This is a genomic window from Natrononativus amylolyticus, assembly GCF_024362525.1.
Lineage (GTDB): Archaea > Halobacteriota > Halobacteria > Halobacteriales > Natrialbaceae > Natrononativus > Natrononativus amylolyticus.
In genome coordinates this window covers 1-13,807 of sequence record NZ_CP101459.1, presented here as the reverse complement: position 1 = coordinate 13,807, position 13,807 = coordinate 1, and the positions used below count along the sequence as shown (strand labels likewise).

General features: G+C 55.7%; 17 protein-coding genes and 1 pseudogene. 13 read left to right on the top strand and 5 right to left on the bottom strand.

Translation table 11 applies throughout. The features are described from left to right. Positions 1-4: 4 nt before the first annotated feature. The 8 genes from NMQ11_RS15500 to NMQ11_RS15470 all read left to right on the top strand — a co-directional run bounded on the left by NMQ11_RS15500 (position 5) and on the right by NMQ11_RS15470 (position 4,596). Positions 5-373: a hypothetical protein gene (locus tag NMQ11_RS15500; protein WP_255171264.1), complete on the top strand. Its 369-nt coding sequence runs from the start codon at positions 5-7 to the stop codon at positions 371-373. Continuing rightward, the gene (locus NMQ11_RS15495) at positions 373-657 is read left to right on the top strand and encodes a hypothetical protein (protein ID WP_255171263.1); all 285 of its coding nucleotides are present in this window, start codon (positions 373-375) and stop codon (positions 655-657) included. The genes NMQ11_RS15500 and NMQ11_RS15495 overlap by 1 nt, the downstream gene beginning before the upstream one ends. Further along, complete coding sequence (locus NMQ11_RS15490) at positions 650-976, top strand: hypothetical protein (protein ID WP_255171262.1); 327 nt, start codon at positions 650-652, stop codon at positions 974-976. Before NMQ11_RS15495 ends, NMQ11_RS15490 begins: the two co-directional genes overlap by 8 nt. Beyond that, positions 973-1,344 carry a DUF8112 family protein gene (locus tag NMQ11_RS20285; protein ID WP_486651787.1) on the top strand — a complete coding sequence of 124 codons (372 nt, stop codon included), beginning with the start codon at positions 973-975 and terminating at the stop codon, positions 1,342-1,344. The genes NMQ11_RS15490 and NMQ11_RS20285 overlap by 4 nt, the downstream gene beginning before the upstream one ends. Then, positions 1,334-1,546 carry a hypothetical protein gene (locus NMQ11_RS15485; protein WP_255171261.1) on the top strand — a complete coding sequence of 71 codons (213 nt, stop codon included), beginning with the start codon at positions 1,334-1,336 and terminating at the stop codon, positions 1,544-1,546. The genes NMQ11_RS20285 and NMQ11_RS15485 overlap by 11 nt, the downstream gene beginning before the upstream one ends. An 87-nt stretch (positions 1,547-1,633) precedes the next feature. Then, a complete protein-coding gene (locus NMQ11_RS15480; protein ID WP_255171260.1) occupies positions 1,634-2,530 on the top strand; it encodes a hypothetical protein in 897 nt (298 codons plus the stop codon). A gap of 318 nt (positions 2,531-2,848) precedes the next feature. After that, the gene (locus tag NMQ11_RS15475) at positions 2,849-3,502 is read left to right on the top strand and encodes a hypothetical protein (protein ID WP_255171259.1); all 654 of its coding nucleotides are present in this window, start codon (positions 2,849-2,851) and stop codon (positions 3,500-3,502) included. A gap of 242 nt (positions 3,503-3,744) precedes the next feature. After that, positions 3,745-4,596 (top strand): geranylgeranylglycerol-phosphate geranylgeranyltransferase, encoded by an 852-nt coding sequence (locus tag NMQ11_RS15470; RefSeq protein WP_255171258.1) that lies wholly within the window; start codon positions 3,745-3,747, stop codon positions 4,594-4,596. 81 nt (positions 4,597-4,677) lie between these two features. On the opposite strand, the gene NMQ11_RS15465 is transcribed toward NMQ11_RS15470, so the two are convergent. After that, positions 4,678-6,045, bottom strand: a complete 1,368-nt coding sequence (locus NMQ11_RS15465; RefSeq protein ID WP_255171257.1) for a cytochrome P450 — start codon at positions 6,043-6,045, stop codon at positions 4,678-4,680. A 169-nt stretch (positions 6,046-6,214) separates the two neighbouring features. On the opposite strand from NMQ11_RS15465, the gene NMQ11_RS15460 reads away from it, so the two are divergent. Then, positions 6,215-7,312 carry a transcriptional regulator FilR1 domain-containing protein gene (locus NMQ11_RS15460; RefSeq protein WP_255171256.1) on the top strand — a complete coding sequence of 366 codons (1,098 nt, stop codon included), beginning with the start codon at positions 6,215-6,217 and terminating at the stop codon, positions 7,310-7,312. A gap of 130 nt (positions 7,313-7,442) precedes the next feature. Here NMQ11_RS15460 and NMQ11_RS15455 read toward each other — a convergent pair whose 3' ends face one another. Together NMQ11_RS15455 and NMQ11_RS15450 are read right to left on the bottom strand one after the other, a co-directional pair. Next, positions 7,443-7,739 (bottom strand): hypothetical protein, encoded by a 297-nt coding sequence (locus NMQ11_RS15455; RefSeq protein ID WP_255171255.1) that lies wholly within the window; start codon positions 7,737-7,739, stop codon positions 7,443-7,445. 447 nt (positions 7,740-8,186) lie between these two features. Beyond that, positions 8,187-8,783: a hypothetical protein gene (locus tag NMQ11_RS15450; protein WP_255171254.1), complete on the bottom strand. Its 597-nt coding sequence runs from the start codon at positions 8,781-8,783 to the stop codon at positions 8,187-8,189. A gap of 28 nt (positions 8,784-8,811) precedes the next feature. Here NMQ11_RS15450 and NMQ11_RS15445 point away from each other — a divergent pair, with 28 nt between their 5' ends. Together NMQ11_RS15445 and NMQ11_RS15440 are read left to right on the top strand one after the other, a co-directional pair. After that, a complete protein-coding gene (locus NMQ11_RS15445) occupies positions 8,812-9,669 on the top strand; it encodes a DUF3450 domain-containing protein (protein WP_255171253.1) in 858 nt (285 codons plus the stop codon). A gap of 233 nt (positions 9,670-9,902) precedes the next feature. After that, positions 9,903-10,257: pseudogene (locus NMQ11_RS15440) on the top strand (DUF8008 family protein); the annotation flags it as partial. 170 nt (positions 10,258-10,427) lie between these two features. Here NMQ11_RS15440 and NMQ11_RS15435 read toward each other — a convergent pair. Further along, on the bottom strand, positions 10,428-10,925 hold the full coding sequence (locus NMQ11_RS15435) for a DUF8154 family protein (protein WP_255171252.1): 498 nt from the start codon (positions 10,923-10,925) through the stop codon (positions 10,428-10,430). Next, positions 10,918-11,598 carry a nucleotidyltransferase domain-containing protein gene (locus NMQ11_RS15430; RefSeq protein ID WP_255171251.1) on the bottom strand — a complete coding sequence of 227 codons (681 nt, stop codon included), beginning with the start codon at positions 11,596-11,598 and terminating at the stop codon, positions 10,918-10,920. Before NMQ11_RS15430 ends, NMQ11_RS15435 begins: the two co-directional genes overlap by 8 nt. Positions 11,599-11,772: 174 nt before the next feature. Between NMQ11_RS15430 and NMQ11_RS15425 the strand changes: the two genes are divergently transcribed. Further along, positions 11,773-12,438, top strand: a complete 666-nt coding sequence (locus NMQ11_RS15425) for a helix-turn-helix domain-containing protein (RefSeq protein WP_255171577.1) — start codon at positions 11,773-11,775, stop codon at positions 12,436-12,438. 31 nt (positions 12,439-12,469) lie between these two features. Further along, a complete protein-coding gene (locus NMQ11_RS15420) occupies positions 12,470-13,339 on the top strand; it encodes a hypothetical protein (RefSeq protein WP_255171250.1) in 870 nt (289 codons plus the stop codon). Positions 13,340-13,807: the final 468 nt, after the last annotated feature.

The following is a 13,807-nucleotide window of genomic DNA, read 5'->3' as shown; positions in this document are numbered from 1 at the left end:
AGCAATGACTCCTACATCAACCACGCACGAAACAGTTGCGGATGCACCGCCAGCAAACGACGTCCTCCTCGAGCGCTCGGGCAGCTACTACAGCTACCTCGGCGAAGACAGCAAAGGACACCACCATCACGTCGACGAACAGACCAACACGATTTACGTAACCGACGACCGCGCAGAGCGATTTCTCCCCGACAACGCAGGACTGTACTGGTTTCGCGTCACCGGCGAAGCCCACCACGTCGAAGACCTCTCCCAGTACGACGATCGCGACCTCGAGGAGTGGATCGCGTACGTCGACGCAAAACGAGGCTGGGAGGAGCGCCCACCAGCCATCGGAGAAATCGTCGCCGACGTGATCCGAGGTGGCGTCTAATGACCACCTCATTCGATCTTACCGCCCCGCTCGCTCCCACCGACCTCGAGTCGACGGACTGTGAGTTCCACACGATCGGAACGCTGACCGACGGCTTCGAGATCGAGTGGACCCCTACCCACGGCAACCCTAGAAAACTTGTCTTCGAAGCGGGCACCGAGGCGTGGATCCGAACCGAACTCGAGTACAACCCCACCACCGACCAATGGCGAGAGGTCGGCTTCGAACACGTAGAAGACGCGACCCTCACCGACTGCACCAACGGAGGGCCCACCGATGAGTAACCCCGACTTCGAGTCCCTCGCGGACAAACTCGACTACCAGCCACCCTCCCTCAACGTCGGTGATCACGTCCGCGATCGTGAGGAGCCCAGCCAACTACTGCTGGTCGCCCAACACACCGCCACCCCAGCAGCCGAGTACTGCCTCGGCGAGACCACGACGACCGTCGCCGACGTCAATCCGGCGTACGACCCGACCGACGAGGTACTGCTCGTCGCTTACCCCCACTCGGGTGCCGCCGATCTCGCCGACCTCACTATGGGGCCGATCCCACGCGGGCGACTCGAACTCGTGACCCGCTTCCAGGGAGGACCACAATGAGCCTCACAACACTGTGTGGCCACCCTGTCGGGACTCGTTGCCTGCATTGCACTCACCAGTTCACCGCAGGCGACACCGCGACCGTCTTCGCCTCTCGGCCGGCCGGCGAGGAGTGGACGATCCACCGTACCTATTGTACGGCCTGCAGCCCCACAGCGATCCGCCACCCCACCCTTGGCTGTACGGAACTCCTGGTGCGTTGTCGGCTCCGAACGGACACTGATTTCGCCATTAGCGACCCAGAGATACTCGCCTCGAGTCCTCCCACAGAGTGCCGTCCAGTGGCCACACTCGACAGGACTCGAGACACCACCATCGCGAGTGAAACTGCCGATTCAGTAACAAGAGAGGTGGCCAATGGCCGATAATCCAGCGGACCGCCCACCGCGAGAGGTGGCTCAACGCCTCGAGCAAATTGCCGCCGACCTCGAGGGCCTCGAGGACTCTCTGCCGGAGCCACTCACGCTGGCGACCGCTCGCCGGGAGCTCCTCACCACCGCCACTGCCTGTCGGCGCCTCGAGACGGCGAGCTCCGATACCGAGACTCGAGAGGACACGACTAAGCGGTAACCCCCATGGTACCCTCTCGAACACACCCACAGGTCGTAGTTACACCGGTGCCAGTGTCGCCGATTGCCCACTCCCTACCCCAGAGCCATGTTTTCGAACTCCCACGCTGACCAGTCCGACGGACCCGACCGCACAGCGCACGTCGAACAACTCCAGAAACGAGTTGACCACCAGGAAGCCACCATCGAACGCCTCGAGGCAACACTCACAGCCGAACAGCGCAGACGCCGCCAACTCGAACGCCGACTCGCTGCACTCGATCGCGACGTCCAATCGCAGCCCACCGTCGAAATCCGCGGGAAGCACTTCATCGAGAACATCTGGATCGATGGCCTTCCGATCGGAAACGGCGTGCAAATGCGGGCACAGGAGATCGAGGCCCTCGAGGCCGATCTGCTGGCGATCGAGGATCGGGTTCACGATATCGAGGTTGGCGAGATCGATCCGGGCGAACTGATCGCCGAATCCGGCGGGACAGATCTCGAGGAGTTGCTCCCGATCCACCAGAAATACCTGACGGTACAACACGTCCCTCGCGAGCAACACCGGTTGTACGCACGTCAGGAACTCGCCGCACGACTCTTTCCACATTTCGAGCAGTATGCCCACACGAACGAGGGACGGATGGTACTGACGTCGAACGACGTCCGCAAGATCATCGATCGCGAGATCTACTCGCCTGAACTCGCGAAGCACCTCGACGTTGATAGCCCGAACAACAACACGATTCGCGAGTCGATGAAGTGGATTGGGACATTCGGTGCTGACCTCCTCGAGTTCAACGACGAACCAAAACAGAACCGGATCGTCGCCGACCGTGACGACTGGCTCGCATACACCAGGCGAGTGACTGCGAACGCACTCATGGTACCTGAGGAGACAGCTGAACCGACTGACCTCGAGACGGAACCTACTGCACCGTCTCTGCGAGGCGACTCGGAGGTCAGGTTTGACGGAACACCTGACGACGAATCCAGCAGGTGATTACAGTGTCGTAACCACGACTCGAGAGACCGCGTAATCAGCGCGACTCCACACGATCCCTCCAAAGGGGGACCAGTGATACATTGTCGCTGGTCTGCGGTGGAATGAACGGTCGGCTACTGTGAGGTGTCTCCGATACTCGTTTTCTACTCGTCTAGACGCGTCGAAACGAGGTGTCTCGCGTGATTACGCCACAGCGTCGGCGGTGATTACAACACCGTAATCACTCCTCACTGGCTCGTTCCAGATAATGTGGGGCGTCGTGAACCGAAGTAAATCACTATGCGGGCGGCTACCATAGAAGCTGAAGAGAACATCATGAACAGGAGGACCAACATCGACGATCATCTATCATACGAATACGAAATTGAGATCAATGGGCACTCAGTTGAGTTCGGTATTCATTATCAAAACTCCATTTGTGATCCACAAATTTGCTGGCGAATTGATGGTGGCGAATCTGCTGGGAAATGGGCCCAACTCAAAATTCCAGATACCGCATCACATCCACCGTTAGAGCCATACATTACACTCGAGGTAGCTGATCCACAGCTCGTTTTCGGACGGCTCGGCGACGAGTACGTAATAATTGGCGATGAAAAGCGAAATTCGGTCCCACTTCCTGCGGAACTTGCTAGTGAACTGCGTGATCAGCTAACGCACCTTGGGCGAGTTAGCGAATCAGACTCAGTCAGCGATGATCCGGCGGCATTTCCATCACTGATTCGAGATCCAGACCTTCCCGTGTACCCTGTAGAATGGGAGGTTCTTGGATGGGACGAGAGTACCAAAACCATGTGGTATGAGCTATCGAACTTCCCACTGGCTTCTGAGCAGTGGGCCATTGAGTGGGAAGAACAAAAAGCGCAATCACCTCGAGCATATCAGATTGAAGACGGAGATTTACTCCTGCGAAAACACTATTGGGTGAGTACCTCCCACCCAGACGAGAGCGACCTTACCGTCCACTAATCTCGTTCTTTTCAGATTATTTGTAGATCAGCCCTCTTTCAGCACTTGTGAGAAATCGAATTTTATGTACAATTCCGTATGCTAACCTGAGGTGCCAGTATCACTCGAGCGATATCCGTATATCCAGGACTCAAAGATCGAGGGTAAGTCAGTGCTCAGAATACTAATCCTATACCTCAACTCCGATACATCATAGAAAGCGTTTCGGGGGCTTTTTCGCGTCGTCAGCAAAAGCACGCCCCGTGTCGAACGCCGAGCGCATCAGTGGACTACTGGAATTAACACGACCAGGAAACGCCATTGTAGCCGGAGTGCTGACGTTCACAGGTGCGTTTGTCGCTCAGGGAACAGAGGTCGTTGCTTATTCAGAATCAGTTACGCTGGCAGTCGCGATAACAATCCTGGCAACGGCCGCTGGCATGGTCCTAAATGACTACTTCGATAGGGATCTCGACCGAATCAACGATCCCGAGCGGCCAATCCCTCGAGGAACTGTGTCACCACGGATAGCACTCATATTTAGCATCGTGTTGTTCATTGTGGCTGGCGGTCTCGCCTTTACACTACCAGTAGTGGCTACGACCATCGCTTTGGTGAATCTCTTTCTACTGGCAGTATATACGGAGTTCTTCAAAGGACTACCAGGAGTGGGAAACGCTGTGGTTGCATTTCTTGGTGGTAGTACGTTCCTTTTTGGGGCGGTTGCAGTTGATCAGTTGACGGTCCCTGTAACAGTCCTCTTCTTGATCGCAGCATTATCGACGCTCGCCCGCGAGATCATCAAAGACGTCGAAGACATCGCAGGCGATCGCGAAGAGGGATTGAACACCTTGCCGATCGCCATTGGAGAACAACGAGCGCTCAGTATCGCAATGGTGCTACTCACGGCTGTAGTACTGACTAGCCCTCTTCCGTACGTTATTGGAGCACTCGGAAAATCATATCTTCTTCTCGCGGCACCCGCAGTTTCGATGATGTTTTACGCAGGGTATCGGAGTTTTACCGACCCGACGGCCGGGCAATCGCTACTCAAGAAGGGAACATATCTTACTGCAATAGCGTTTATCGTAGGTCGCATTACGGTCGTTGTGTGATCTGCGGGATAGTGATGATTGAGGCCGTCATCAAGCCCGATACGCGATCTTCCGTACGAGATAAGCCACTACAGTGCTCAACTATGACGTCTCTCGACGTGTAATCTGCATCGGTAAGCCGTTTTTCGGCCGTGTCGTGATTTCTGGTTCAACTGTAAGCGTCGTCTCTTCACCTGCCCACTCGAGAGTCCATTGCTGCCCGATCGTCGCTAATACTAGTGCCGCTTCCAGACGGGCAAACTCTCGGCCAATACATGTTCGACGACCGCCACCAAACGGGATGAACGCATGATTAGGTAGATCGTCCTCAAATTCTGCTGTCCATCGACTGGGTCGGAACGATAGCGGATCATCATAATACCGCTCATCACGATGAACTGCCATAACCGATAAGTGAACCTCCTCGCCAGCTGGAATCCGATATTCACCAATTTCGACGTCTCGCGTCGTTTCGCGGGGTATGGTGTGAATTGGCGGATACATCCGAATCGTCTCAGTGACGATTTGGTTTGTGATTTCTAAGTCAGGAATATCTTCTTGAGTAGGGAGGTCACCATCCAGCACCGTGTCGAGTTCTTCATGAAATGCGTGTTTGATTTCGGGATTCGTTGCCAGCGAGTACCAGGCAAATCCGAGCGCTGATGCAGTCGTCTCATACCCAGCAAAAATCATCGTCAGCAGCTGATCTTCAATCTCTGTTTTGCTGAGGGTACCCTGATCACTTTCCTCACTTGCCTGATGGAGTTTCGATAAGAGAGTATCTTGTTGAGGTTCACTTGAGAATGGACTCTGCTGATCTTCTAAACTTCCGCTATGATCTGCTAGTAGCCGGCGAATTTCCTTTCGCAGGACCCCCTGTGAATTAGTGAATTCTCGGCGTGACGGTGTTGGCACCCAACTTGGCAATAGCCATGATGTTGGAACGAACCACTTATTGAGCCCATCTGATGCAGCACGAAGGTCGTCGCCTTCTTCAGGTGGCAGCTCACGTCCAAGAAGTGTCGAAAAGAGAATCTCCAAGGTGAGGTGGTGCATCTCTGACTCGATATCATGGATTTTGCCTGGAGTCCATGTGTCGAGTCGTCGCTGTGTAGCGGCGACCATCTGATTACCATACCCTCCGATCCGTTGCCGATGGAACAACGGCTGGAGAATCTTTCGTTGGTAACTCCACTGTCTACCTTCCGTAGAGAGCAATCCGTTACCGAAGACTCGCTGAAAATCTGCAGTTTTCCCGAACGAATCGACCTCAGTTACGAGGACTTGTTTGAAGTATTCCGGATGAGCCAATACATAAACATCTGTACCCGGAAGTTCCATAAGATAAAGATCGCCGCATTCACTTGTTGCACGGTCTATAAAGTCAAATGGGCTACGAGCAAAATCAAGAGCGTGTCCTATGAGTGGATGTCCAGAAGGAATAGGTGGATGTCGGATTTGTGAGTCCATAGTCCAATACTTACTAGCCCACAAATAAATCCACTGCCGAATTAAATCCACAAATATGAGGACGAATTAACCAATTTGGAAAATCAAATGAAATAGTGATTTTTCCATTTCCACTGTTGGAATAAAAACCGTGATTAGAGTAGAGCGGAAGAGAGGAGTAAGAGAGACAGTGTCCTCGAATACAAGACGGGCAAAAAATCCCCTCACAAGGGAGGAACTCGTTGTACGCGATGTAATCAACGAGACGGTCGATACAGCACGTCTCGAAGTTCTCCGTGGACTCAATGAGTTCTCGAACCCAGTCACACAAACAGACCTCATCAAGCAGGCAGACGTCTCTCGGCAAACGGCCTCTAACCATTTGGCTGTACTGCGCGATCGTGGATTCGTAAACAGCCACGAGAGGGGCATCGAGCTTACCGCCGGCGGAAAAATGCTTCTGGACAGTATCGAAACCTCTCTCGGTACGATTTCGGCAGAGAGATTGTCGTATATGACTCGTTCTGATCACCCTGCTACCCTATTGCGAGAGTTAGAAGAAAGCAAATTTCGTCTAACAGAGCTACAGACGAAGATAGAAGGCTCGCCTTCTCGGCCGACAGTTAGACGGATTCTTGGAGAGTTCGACGAGTTTGGCTGGACGGAGGATCTCAGTGGTCAACGACAACTCACAGCGACAGGCACACGTGCGTTATCTGCCTATACAGAATTGGGGATCGCGGTTGAGCAGCTTATAGAAAAGGCAGCCTGGTTACAACGCCTCCCACCAAAACATGCGACCGTTCCGCTACCTGAATTGGCTGACACGGAGTTGATAATCTCCGATCCAACTCGTCCTTCGTTGGCACTGTGGACAGCCCTCAAATTGTATGACCACAAAACAAGCAAGTTCCGAGCGCTTTGCTCGATCTATAACCCAATTTTGTACCACGCATATCGAGGTCTTCTCGAGCTAGGCATCGATACGGAGGTCATTTTTGATTTGCCAAGCTATCTCGAGGCAAGAGAAAATCGGCAGACACAGTTTGTGGTTAGTGAAACGGCGTATAGAAGTCATCAACCGTTGGTGCTCGACCAAGCACATACCCTCGGTATCGGTATCTACGATACACGCAAGGTTGCGGTTGCGGCTTACAATGAGTATGGAAGCGGAAAACACATTGCCATGATTGTAAGTTCGAATAGACAGATGGTCGATTGGGGAATTGACTTGTATAATTCTTATCGCGTTCTGGCTCGGCCACCATCTGCAGTGGAAAGCAAATAGCAACTCTCACACATATATACAGTGTAAACGCCAGTGACGATATAGTCTTCTCGTGAGAAGAAACTGCCAGTGAAAAACGGTGGTAAACTGGAGAGCTAAGGGAAATCAGAATCCCACTACCCGAGGGATTTCATCCTTCTTCGGTAGTCGTATTATCGTTGACGAACTCCTCCGGTTTAGCATCGGGATCATGGAGATACCGTTCTCCAAGTTCAGTGATCGCATAGTAGCCACGAACTTCCCCGGCATACGGCTGATTGACGAGGCCGTGGTCAGTCAGATCACCGCTCAATCGGCGAGAGACGTGTCGCCACGAAGGAGCCTCCTCACCATACTCCTCACGGAGCCCCAGTCCGATCGCCTTCGGGGGAAGTGCAAACCCTACTCGATCAAGCAGGGTGAGAATATATTGGTCAGTTTTGGTCATCCACGGCACCATCGGAGGTGGCATTGACTTACAATACATCAATCTAGCGGCTTAACCACAGTGGATTTGCCGGTTAGATACATCACCATGAACTATTTTCTTCATCGTGATGCACACATTTATTACCAGCGGTGGCAATACATCGCTTATGCCAGAGGTGAGCCTCGTGAGAATCACTCACCGCTCGAGGTCACGTGGCTCCGGTGAGCGAACGAACGGAAAGTGAGTTCCAAGGCACTCGTTCGCGCGCTCACCGAGCAATACTCTGGCACCAAGATATGTACGCAACCGGACACCAGAGTACTGAACGGTACGGAACCTTGACTTGTAAGTCTTCCCTAGGGCAACACGTACGTGCTCAGCAGTCAGCGGCGAGACTGTACTTGGTGACGACAAGTAGCCTGCTTGTTGGGGGACGAAACGAGTAGCCGCTGTGTTCTGGTTACACTACACGGTGCTCTCCGTGTATCGCTCACATATCGTCGTTTCTCGAGTAGACGATCCAGCATGTTCACCCATCACCACACGGCTCGCATTAACGACGTACAGCTCGCTACCCCGTCGACCGAATTCCAGCACCTCGCTCAGAGTATCTGGAAACGCTTCGACCGAAGCGACCACCGAGAAACACAGACCGCCACACAGGCTCACACCCTCGAGACCGACGGTGGAACCGCCCTCGAGGACGAACCCACCGATGACACCCTTGCCCTCCACGTCGGCGACCACGTCCGCGACCGCGAAGACCCCACCCAACATCTGCTCGTTGCCGGCCTCACAGATACCCCAGCGAACGAGTACTGCATCGGCGGCACCACCACGACCGTCGCCGACGTCCACCCCGAATACGACCCAACCGACGAGATCGTCAAAGTCGCCTATCCTCGAGCAGCCGCGACTCGCCTCGAAGAGCTCATCGTCGGTCCCGTCCCACGTGGTCGCCTCAAGCTTCTTACTCGAATCCAGGGGGACGATATGTAAATGACGTTCAACGGAACCCTCCTCAGCCCACCCGCGATACACCACTGGCTGTCGACTGCTCACTCTACGAGAACACACGCTCCCTAATCGAATGTCGACCGAAAATCAGGACCTCGGAGGGAGCACAGCGCGATCGCCTGAGGAAACCCCAAATAACGTCAATCAACTCTCTCGAGAATTCCAACGACTTGCTGAAGTAGCCCAACAGCTCCACTCGAACGTCGAATCACTTGCAGCCGACAACCGATCGCTTCGCGGCCAGCTTGAGGCCCAGCACGAGCGCATCACCGACCTCGAGAAGCGAATCGACAAAAGCGACCAGACACGGACAGACCTCGCACAGAAGGCCACCCAGGCAGCGAGTGCGGCCGAACATGCGACGGAGATCGCTCGCGCTGCAAGCGCGAAAGCCTGCCAGGTCGAAGCGAGCCTCGAGGCCACCACCGATCCATCTGAAGAGCCCACGAGACAATTCCCCGACGACGTCGAGCCATCGACGAGCCCGCTAGATTTCTTCGCGAACTGTCGCCAGTACAAGGTCAAGAAACGCTTTGTCGACGAACGCAGCGAGCACAACACCTATCGGGCACTGTTAGTCACCCAACGCTGGGAGGAGTTCGCAACCAAACGCACGGATGGTAGTGGCGTCTTTTACACTCGTGAGGACGTCCGCCAGGCGCTGACTGCGATCATGGGCGAAAAGCCCCACGGGACGACCATCACGCGCGTCTGGGAAGCGATGGACCGGCTTGGTGGGAGTGACCTTGAGGCGTCGACTCGCCAGGTGAGTCCAACCCAACCTGCCACGCAGATTCTGACGATGGATCGCGAGACGGCTGTCGGACTCACAGAGAACCGGTACTGTCACCTCGATTTACTCGAGGAAAGTACCGTGACCGAATGCGGCGTCACACCCGTTGTGACCCAGCCCGACGCCGACCCGCCGTGAGAACACAGAGATAGCCACCCACAGGATAGGGATCACCACTCGCACGATCATGGACGTCGACTCATCGGTCGACGTCGCCGCTCTCGCTAGTCACAACGACGAGGAACGCCTTCCTGATTAGTAGTGGTGGGAGTGAAGATAACGCAGAATCCAGGGTTGTGGTCCTACTCGCGCTCACAACGGGTGTGACCGATCAGTACGCCGATCAACTGGTGTCTCGGCTCAACCTGAGCGGAACGGTGAAGCCACTCGCCAAGCAATTGGTCCCGCGAACGATCGACGCCCTCCAGGGCCTCACCAACCACCGCCTCGATCCGCAAACGCACCGAACGCAAGAACGGCCTCTCGTACACCGAACGACGGCTGTGCCTGCCCGCGGACGCCAAAGTTCCGGGCGAAACGATCCACTGGCGACAGCTGGCGGCCACGGCGACCGCTGACCACGGACCCGAAACACCCTCGAGAGAGCAGCCACGCTCCAAACTACCCCCACCACACAAAGCCAGCGTAGGTGTCCATCCGGATCGACTACCTGTCGGTCTCTCCGTCGATCGATCTGTTTTCGGGCCTGACTCGAGACAGTCGTGACTGATCGTCCCCCGAATCGCTGTCCGACCTGTCAGCAGCGAACGGGGCAGAACACGCGCTCTCGCCTCCTATTCACATCGGGTTCACCTGTATCGACGATACCGCTCACGACAGTAACACTCCCTCCGCATGTCGGTCGGGAGACCGTCGATTGGGCGACGAAGCGGCACCTACGTCTCGTCGCCGCAGAGACACTCGTGACCCCGGCGAGACCGGCCAGTAACGTATGCATGCACTTCGACGGCGAGTTCGTACATCGCGTCGGCACGAGCAGCTGAGGCGAGTCCGTCCTGATAGTACGTTTTTGCCCGGTGGTCGCGCCAGAGATCCGCGAGATCTGCTGCCATCGACTCCCCGAAGACACCGGCGGTTGCCGCCTCCCGGTAGACTCCGGGATGCGTACCGGGGAGATCGGTCGGCTGCATCGTTCCGCGTTCAAGGAGCCGGAATTCCACGGTTCGTTCGATGGCGACGAACGAGGCTTCGATTACGAGTGTGTAGTAGTTGGCATCTCGTAGTGCCTCGGCGCCGGCGAGCAAGCGACAGGCCTTCCGCAACTGGAGGAGTGCGGCGTCATCGACGTCGAGCCCGGCTTCGATCGCCGTCGGACGGCGGTCGAACGCGGCCTGGGCGCTGTCGATGAGTTGCTCGATTCGCGTACTACTCATCGGCAAGCACCTCCTTTCGGAGCGAGTCGAGTCGGTCGCTCCCGTCCACCGTAATCCCTTCGTCGAAAATCTCACGGAGTTTTGATCCGGCTCTACGTGCACTCTCCGCGGATTCGACGTACGGCTCGAATACGAAGCGGTCACCGTCGAAGCGTTCGGTCTGGAGCTCGGCAACGATATCCGTGATGCGACGGCGGGCAGCCGTCCGGTCACCGTCGACGACGACGAAGCAATCGATGTCGCTCCGGCGGTCAGCGTCGCCGCGGGCGACGCTCCCAAACACGACGACCCCGAGCAGCTCATCGATGTCGTCGGCGTCGGTAATCGTCTCTCGAACGCGGCTTACGAACGCTCGGATCGGCGGATGGAACTCCGACTGTGCAACGGCGAGGATCGGGTCGTCTTTTCGGAGTCGGTCCGGGTTGATAGCGACGTAGTTTCGTTGCGGTGTCTCCCGAATCTGTACGGCACCGATACTCTCGAGGAGGTCGACAGCCCGCCAAACCGTTGAGCGGGTCACACCCGTAGCGTCGACGAGCTCTGGGATCGTAAACTCCGTGTCGTGGGCGTCGGCCAACAATCGAAGGATGTCATCTGCGGCTCCGATACGAAAGACATCGGTCTCCGCGTTTGGATAGGCATCGATACAGACTGTTATACCCTGTTTCGCCATTTCAGACACTATCTGATTTTGTGCAACGACATATAAATAGGTGGCGGCGAGGACAGTAGACCGCCGTCCTGGAAAACACGCAATAAATTTATAGAATTATATTGGAAGGGGGAGACCTTCTCCTTGTCTTCCAATAATCCTTTTGTCTATTGCACAGAATTGTGTAACCATAGGATGTACGAAGTATGTGGCGAGAAGGAGCTCAAGGTCATCCTCGCGCTCAAGTCGGGTGATTCCATCTCCGGCGTCGCACGGAAGATCGACGAGAATCGAGAGACCGTCCGTCGAGTCGTGAACCGTCTCGAGGAGGCAGGATACGTCGCATACGATGATGGCCTCCATCTCGTCGATCAGACAGTCCGAAACGCTGGTCTCGAGTTCCTGACGGCGTCAGCAGACACCTCGCCACCGTCGATCTCAGAAGCATATGTCCTCCCGCAGTTTGCAGGTATGGAGTATGCATACACTGCCATCGATGCGGTCTACGTCTGGACCCGCGGTGGTTACCAGGTCGCTCGCGACCCAGAGGACTATCCACTGTTTATCGCCGTCTACGAGTCCAACCTCGACGCCTGGGCGGAGTTCTTCGATCGGTTCGGAATCTCGACTGCACAAGAACGGCGGCCCACCGAAGACTTCGACGGCGCCATACAGGTCGTTTTCGAACCCCGGTCACAGGTCGATGCCGAGATGGTCGACGGACGGCCCGTCATCCCGCTCCAGGAGACCGTGGCGTTCGCAACCGAGTACTACGCGACCTTCGAGTCGGCACTCGACATGCTCGGTCGGATGTACGACGACGTCGACACTGACACGGCCTACCGGATGGAGCCAGCCTAAGACTATATAATAGTAAATCATTATAGTCTCAATGGGTTCAACCGAGCATTCCTCAGCGGCGCCGGCGACTGAGACTATCAGGGACGATCGCGTGTTTCGAGTGACGCGGTGGAGCGGGTATATTATCGCGCCGGTGCTGTTTCTGGCGTTCGTCACCCTCTATTTCGCTCCGAATCAGACGGGAGTCTATTTCGCCTGGGAGATCAACCCGGCGCTCACTCCCCTTTTGATGGGTGCCGGGTACGGCGCCGGTGTATACTTCTTTTATCGGGTTGTCACGGCAGATGAATGGCATCGGGTCCACGTCCTCTTTCCGGGGATCGCCGTCTTTACGTTGGCGATGGCTATCGCGACGTACCTTCACTGGGAAGCGTTCAACCACGGGCACTTCTCCACCTGGCTCTGGGTGTTCCTGTACATAGCGACGCCCATACTCATTCCGGGTCTCTGGCTCTATAACGGTCGGACTGATCCCCGAACACCAGCGTCTGATGAAGCGATGATACCGTCGATCATTCGCTGGACGAGTGGCGCCGTCGGGATCGTGCTGACCCTGGCGATTCTGGTCTTGTTCGTCGTTCCAGACCTGATGATCAATTCATGGCCGTGGGCAGTGAGCCCACTCACTTCGCGGGTGCTTCTGGGCTGGGCAGCGGTGTTCAGCGTGGTCAACGTGTATTTTGCGTTCGAAACTCGATGGAGCGCCGCCAAGATCCCGATACAGAGTCTCGTAATCTGGTTTGCGTTGCTACTCCTCGGGTTCGGCCGGTCGTGGACCGATGTCGACCCGACGAACCCAGTCCTCTGGATCGTACTCGGTGGTATCACGATCTACCTCGTCGGATTATCCGGTCTCTACGTCCTAATGGAGCGGCGAAATACGGAGAGCACTGAGAACTGAAACGGTGACAGAGAACGGCCCGAAAGCTCACAATTCACCCGTACTTCCCTCACGCTTGTGTGGCCACGTGCTTACACTGTCGAATGAAGTCGAGGAGTACGCCTTCTAATCGACGTCGAAGACGCCGCAAGCGCGTTCATTCGCTGTGCCAATGGGAATACGATCTCTCTCGAGGTCGTATGGCAAACCAATGGTCCCGAAAATAAGACGTTCGTGATCAACGGCACTGAAGGCGGGGCGGAGTTGGCCCTCGGCGGGAATCGGATCGAACTCTTCAATGGGGATCGACGAACGACCCTCGAGGTCGATCGGATCGACCCGTACGAGCGACAGGCGCGTTCGTTCTTGAACGCAGTCGAAAACGGCGTCGACCCGAAGCGAAACACGGTCTTCGAGGGATTGTCAGTCCAATCCGTGATCGACAGCGTATACCAGTCGTCTCAGAATACCACACAACTGGACGGCTCT

What these genes read in the sequence shown, in the direction of transcription:
- NMQ11_RS15480 (WP_255171260.1), top strand. Translation starts at nt 1,634, where the DNA reads ATGTTTTCGAACTCCCACGCTGACCAGTCCGACGGACCCGACCGCACA.
- NMQ11_RS15465 (WP_255171257.1), bottom strand. Translation starts at nt 6,045, where the DNA reads ATGGACTCACAAATCCGACATCCACCTATTCCTTCTGGACATCCACTC.
- NMQ11_RS15455 (WP_255171255.1), bottom strand. Translation starts at nt 7,739, where the DNA reads ATGACCAAAACTGACCAATATATTCTCACCCTGCTTGATCGAGTAGGG.
- NMQ11_RS15495 (WP_255171263.1), top strand. Translation starts at nt 373, where the DNA reads ATGACCACCTCATTCGATCTTACCGCCCCGCTCGCTCCCACCGACCTC.
- NMQ11_RS15445 (WP_255171253.1), top strand. Translation starts at nt 8,812, where the DNA reads ATGTCGACCGAAAATCAGGACCTCGGAGGGAGCACAGCGCGATCGCCT.
- NMQ11_RS15425 (WP_255171577.1), top strand. Translation starts at nt 11,773, where the DNA reads ATGTACGAAGTATGTGGCGAGAAGGAGCTCAAGGTCATCCTCGCGCTC.
- NMQ11_RS15420 (WP_255171250.1), top strand. Translation starts at nt 12,470, where the DNA reads ATGGGTTCAACCGAGCATTCCTCAGCGGCGCCGGCGACTGAGACTATC.
- NMQ11_RS15500 (WP_255171264.1), top strand. Translation starts at nt 5, where the DNA reads ATGACTCCTACATCAACCACGCACGAAACAGTTGCGGATGCACCGCCA.
- NMQ11_RS15485 (WP_255171261.1), top strand. Translation starts at nt 1,334, where the DNA reads ATGGCCGATAATCCAGCGGACCGCCCACCGCGAGAGGTGGCTCAACGC.
- NMQ11_RS15435 (WP_255171252.1), bottom strand. Translation starts at nt 10,925, where the DNA reads ATGAGTAGTACGCGAATCGAGCAACTCATCGACAGCGCCCAGGCCGCG.
- NMQ11_RS15490 (WP_255171262.1), top strand. Translation starts at nt 650, where the DNA reads ATGAGTAACCCCGACTTCGAGTCCCTCGCGGACAAACTCGACTACCAG.
- NMQ11_RS20285 (WP_486651787.1), top strand. Translation starts at nt 973, where the DNA reads ATGAGCCTCACAACACTGTGTGGCCACCCTGTCGGGACTCGTTGCCTG.
- NMQ11_RS15475 (WP_255171259.1), top strand. Translation starts at nt 2,849, where the DNA reads ATGAACAGGAGGACCAACATCGACGATCATCTATCATACGAATACGAA.
- NMQ11_RS15430 (WP_255171251.1), bottom strand. Translation starts at nt 11,598, where the DNA reads ATGGCGAAACAGGGTATAACAGTCTGTATCGATGCCTATCCAAACGCG.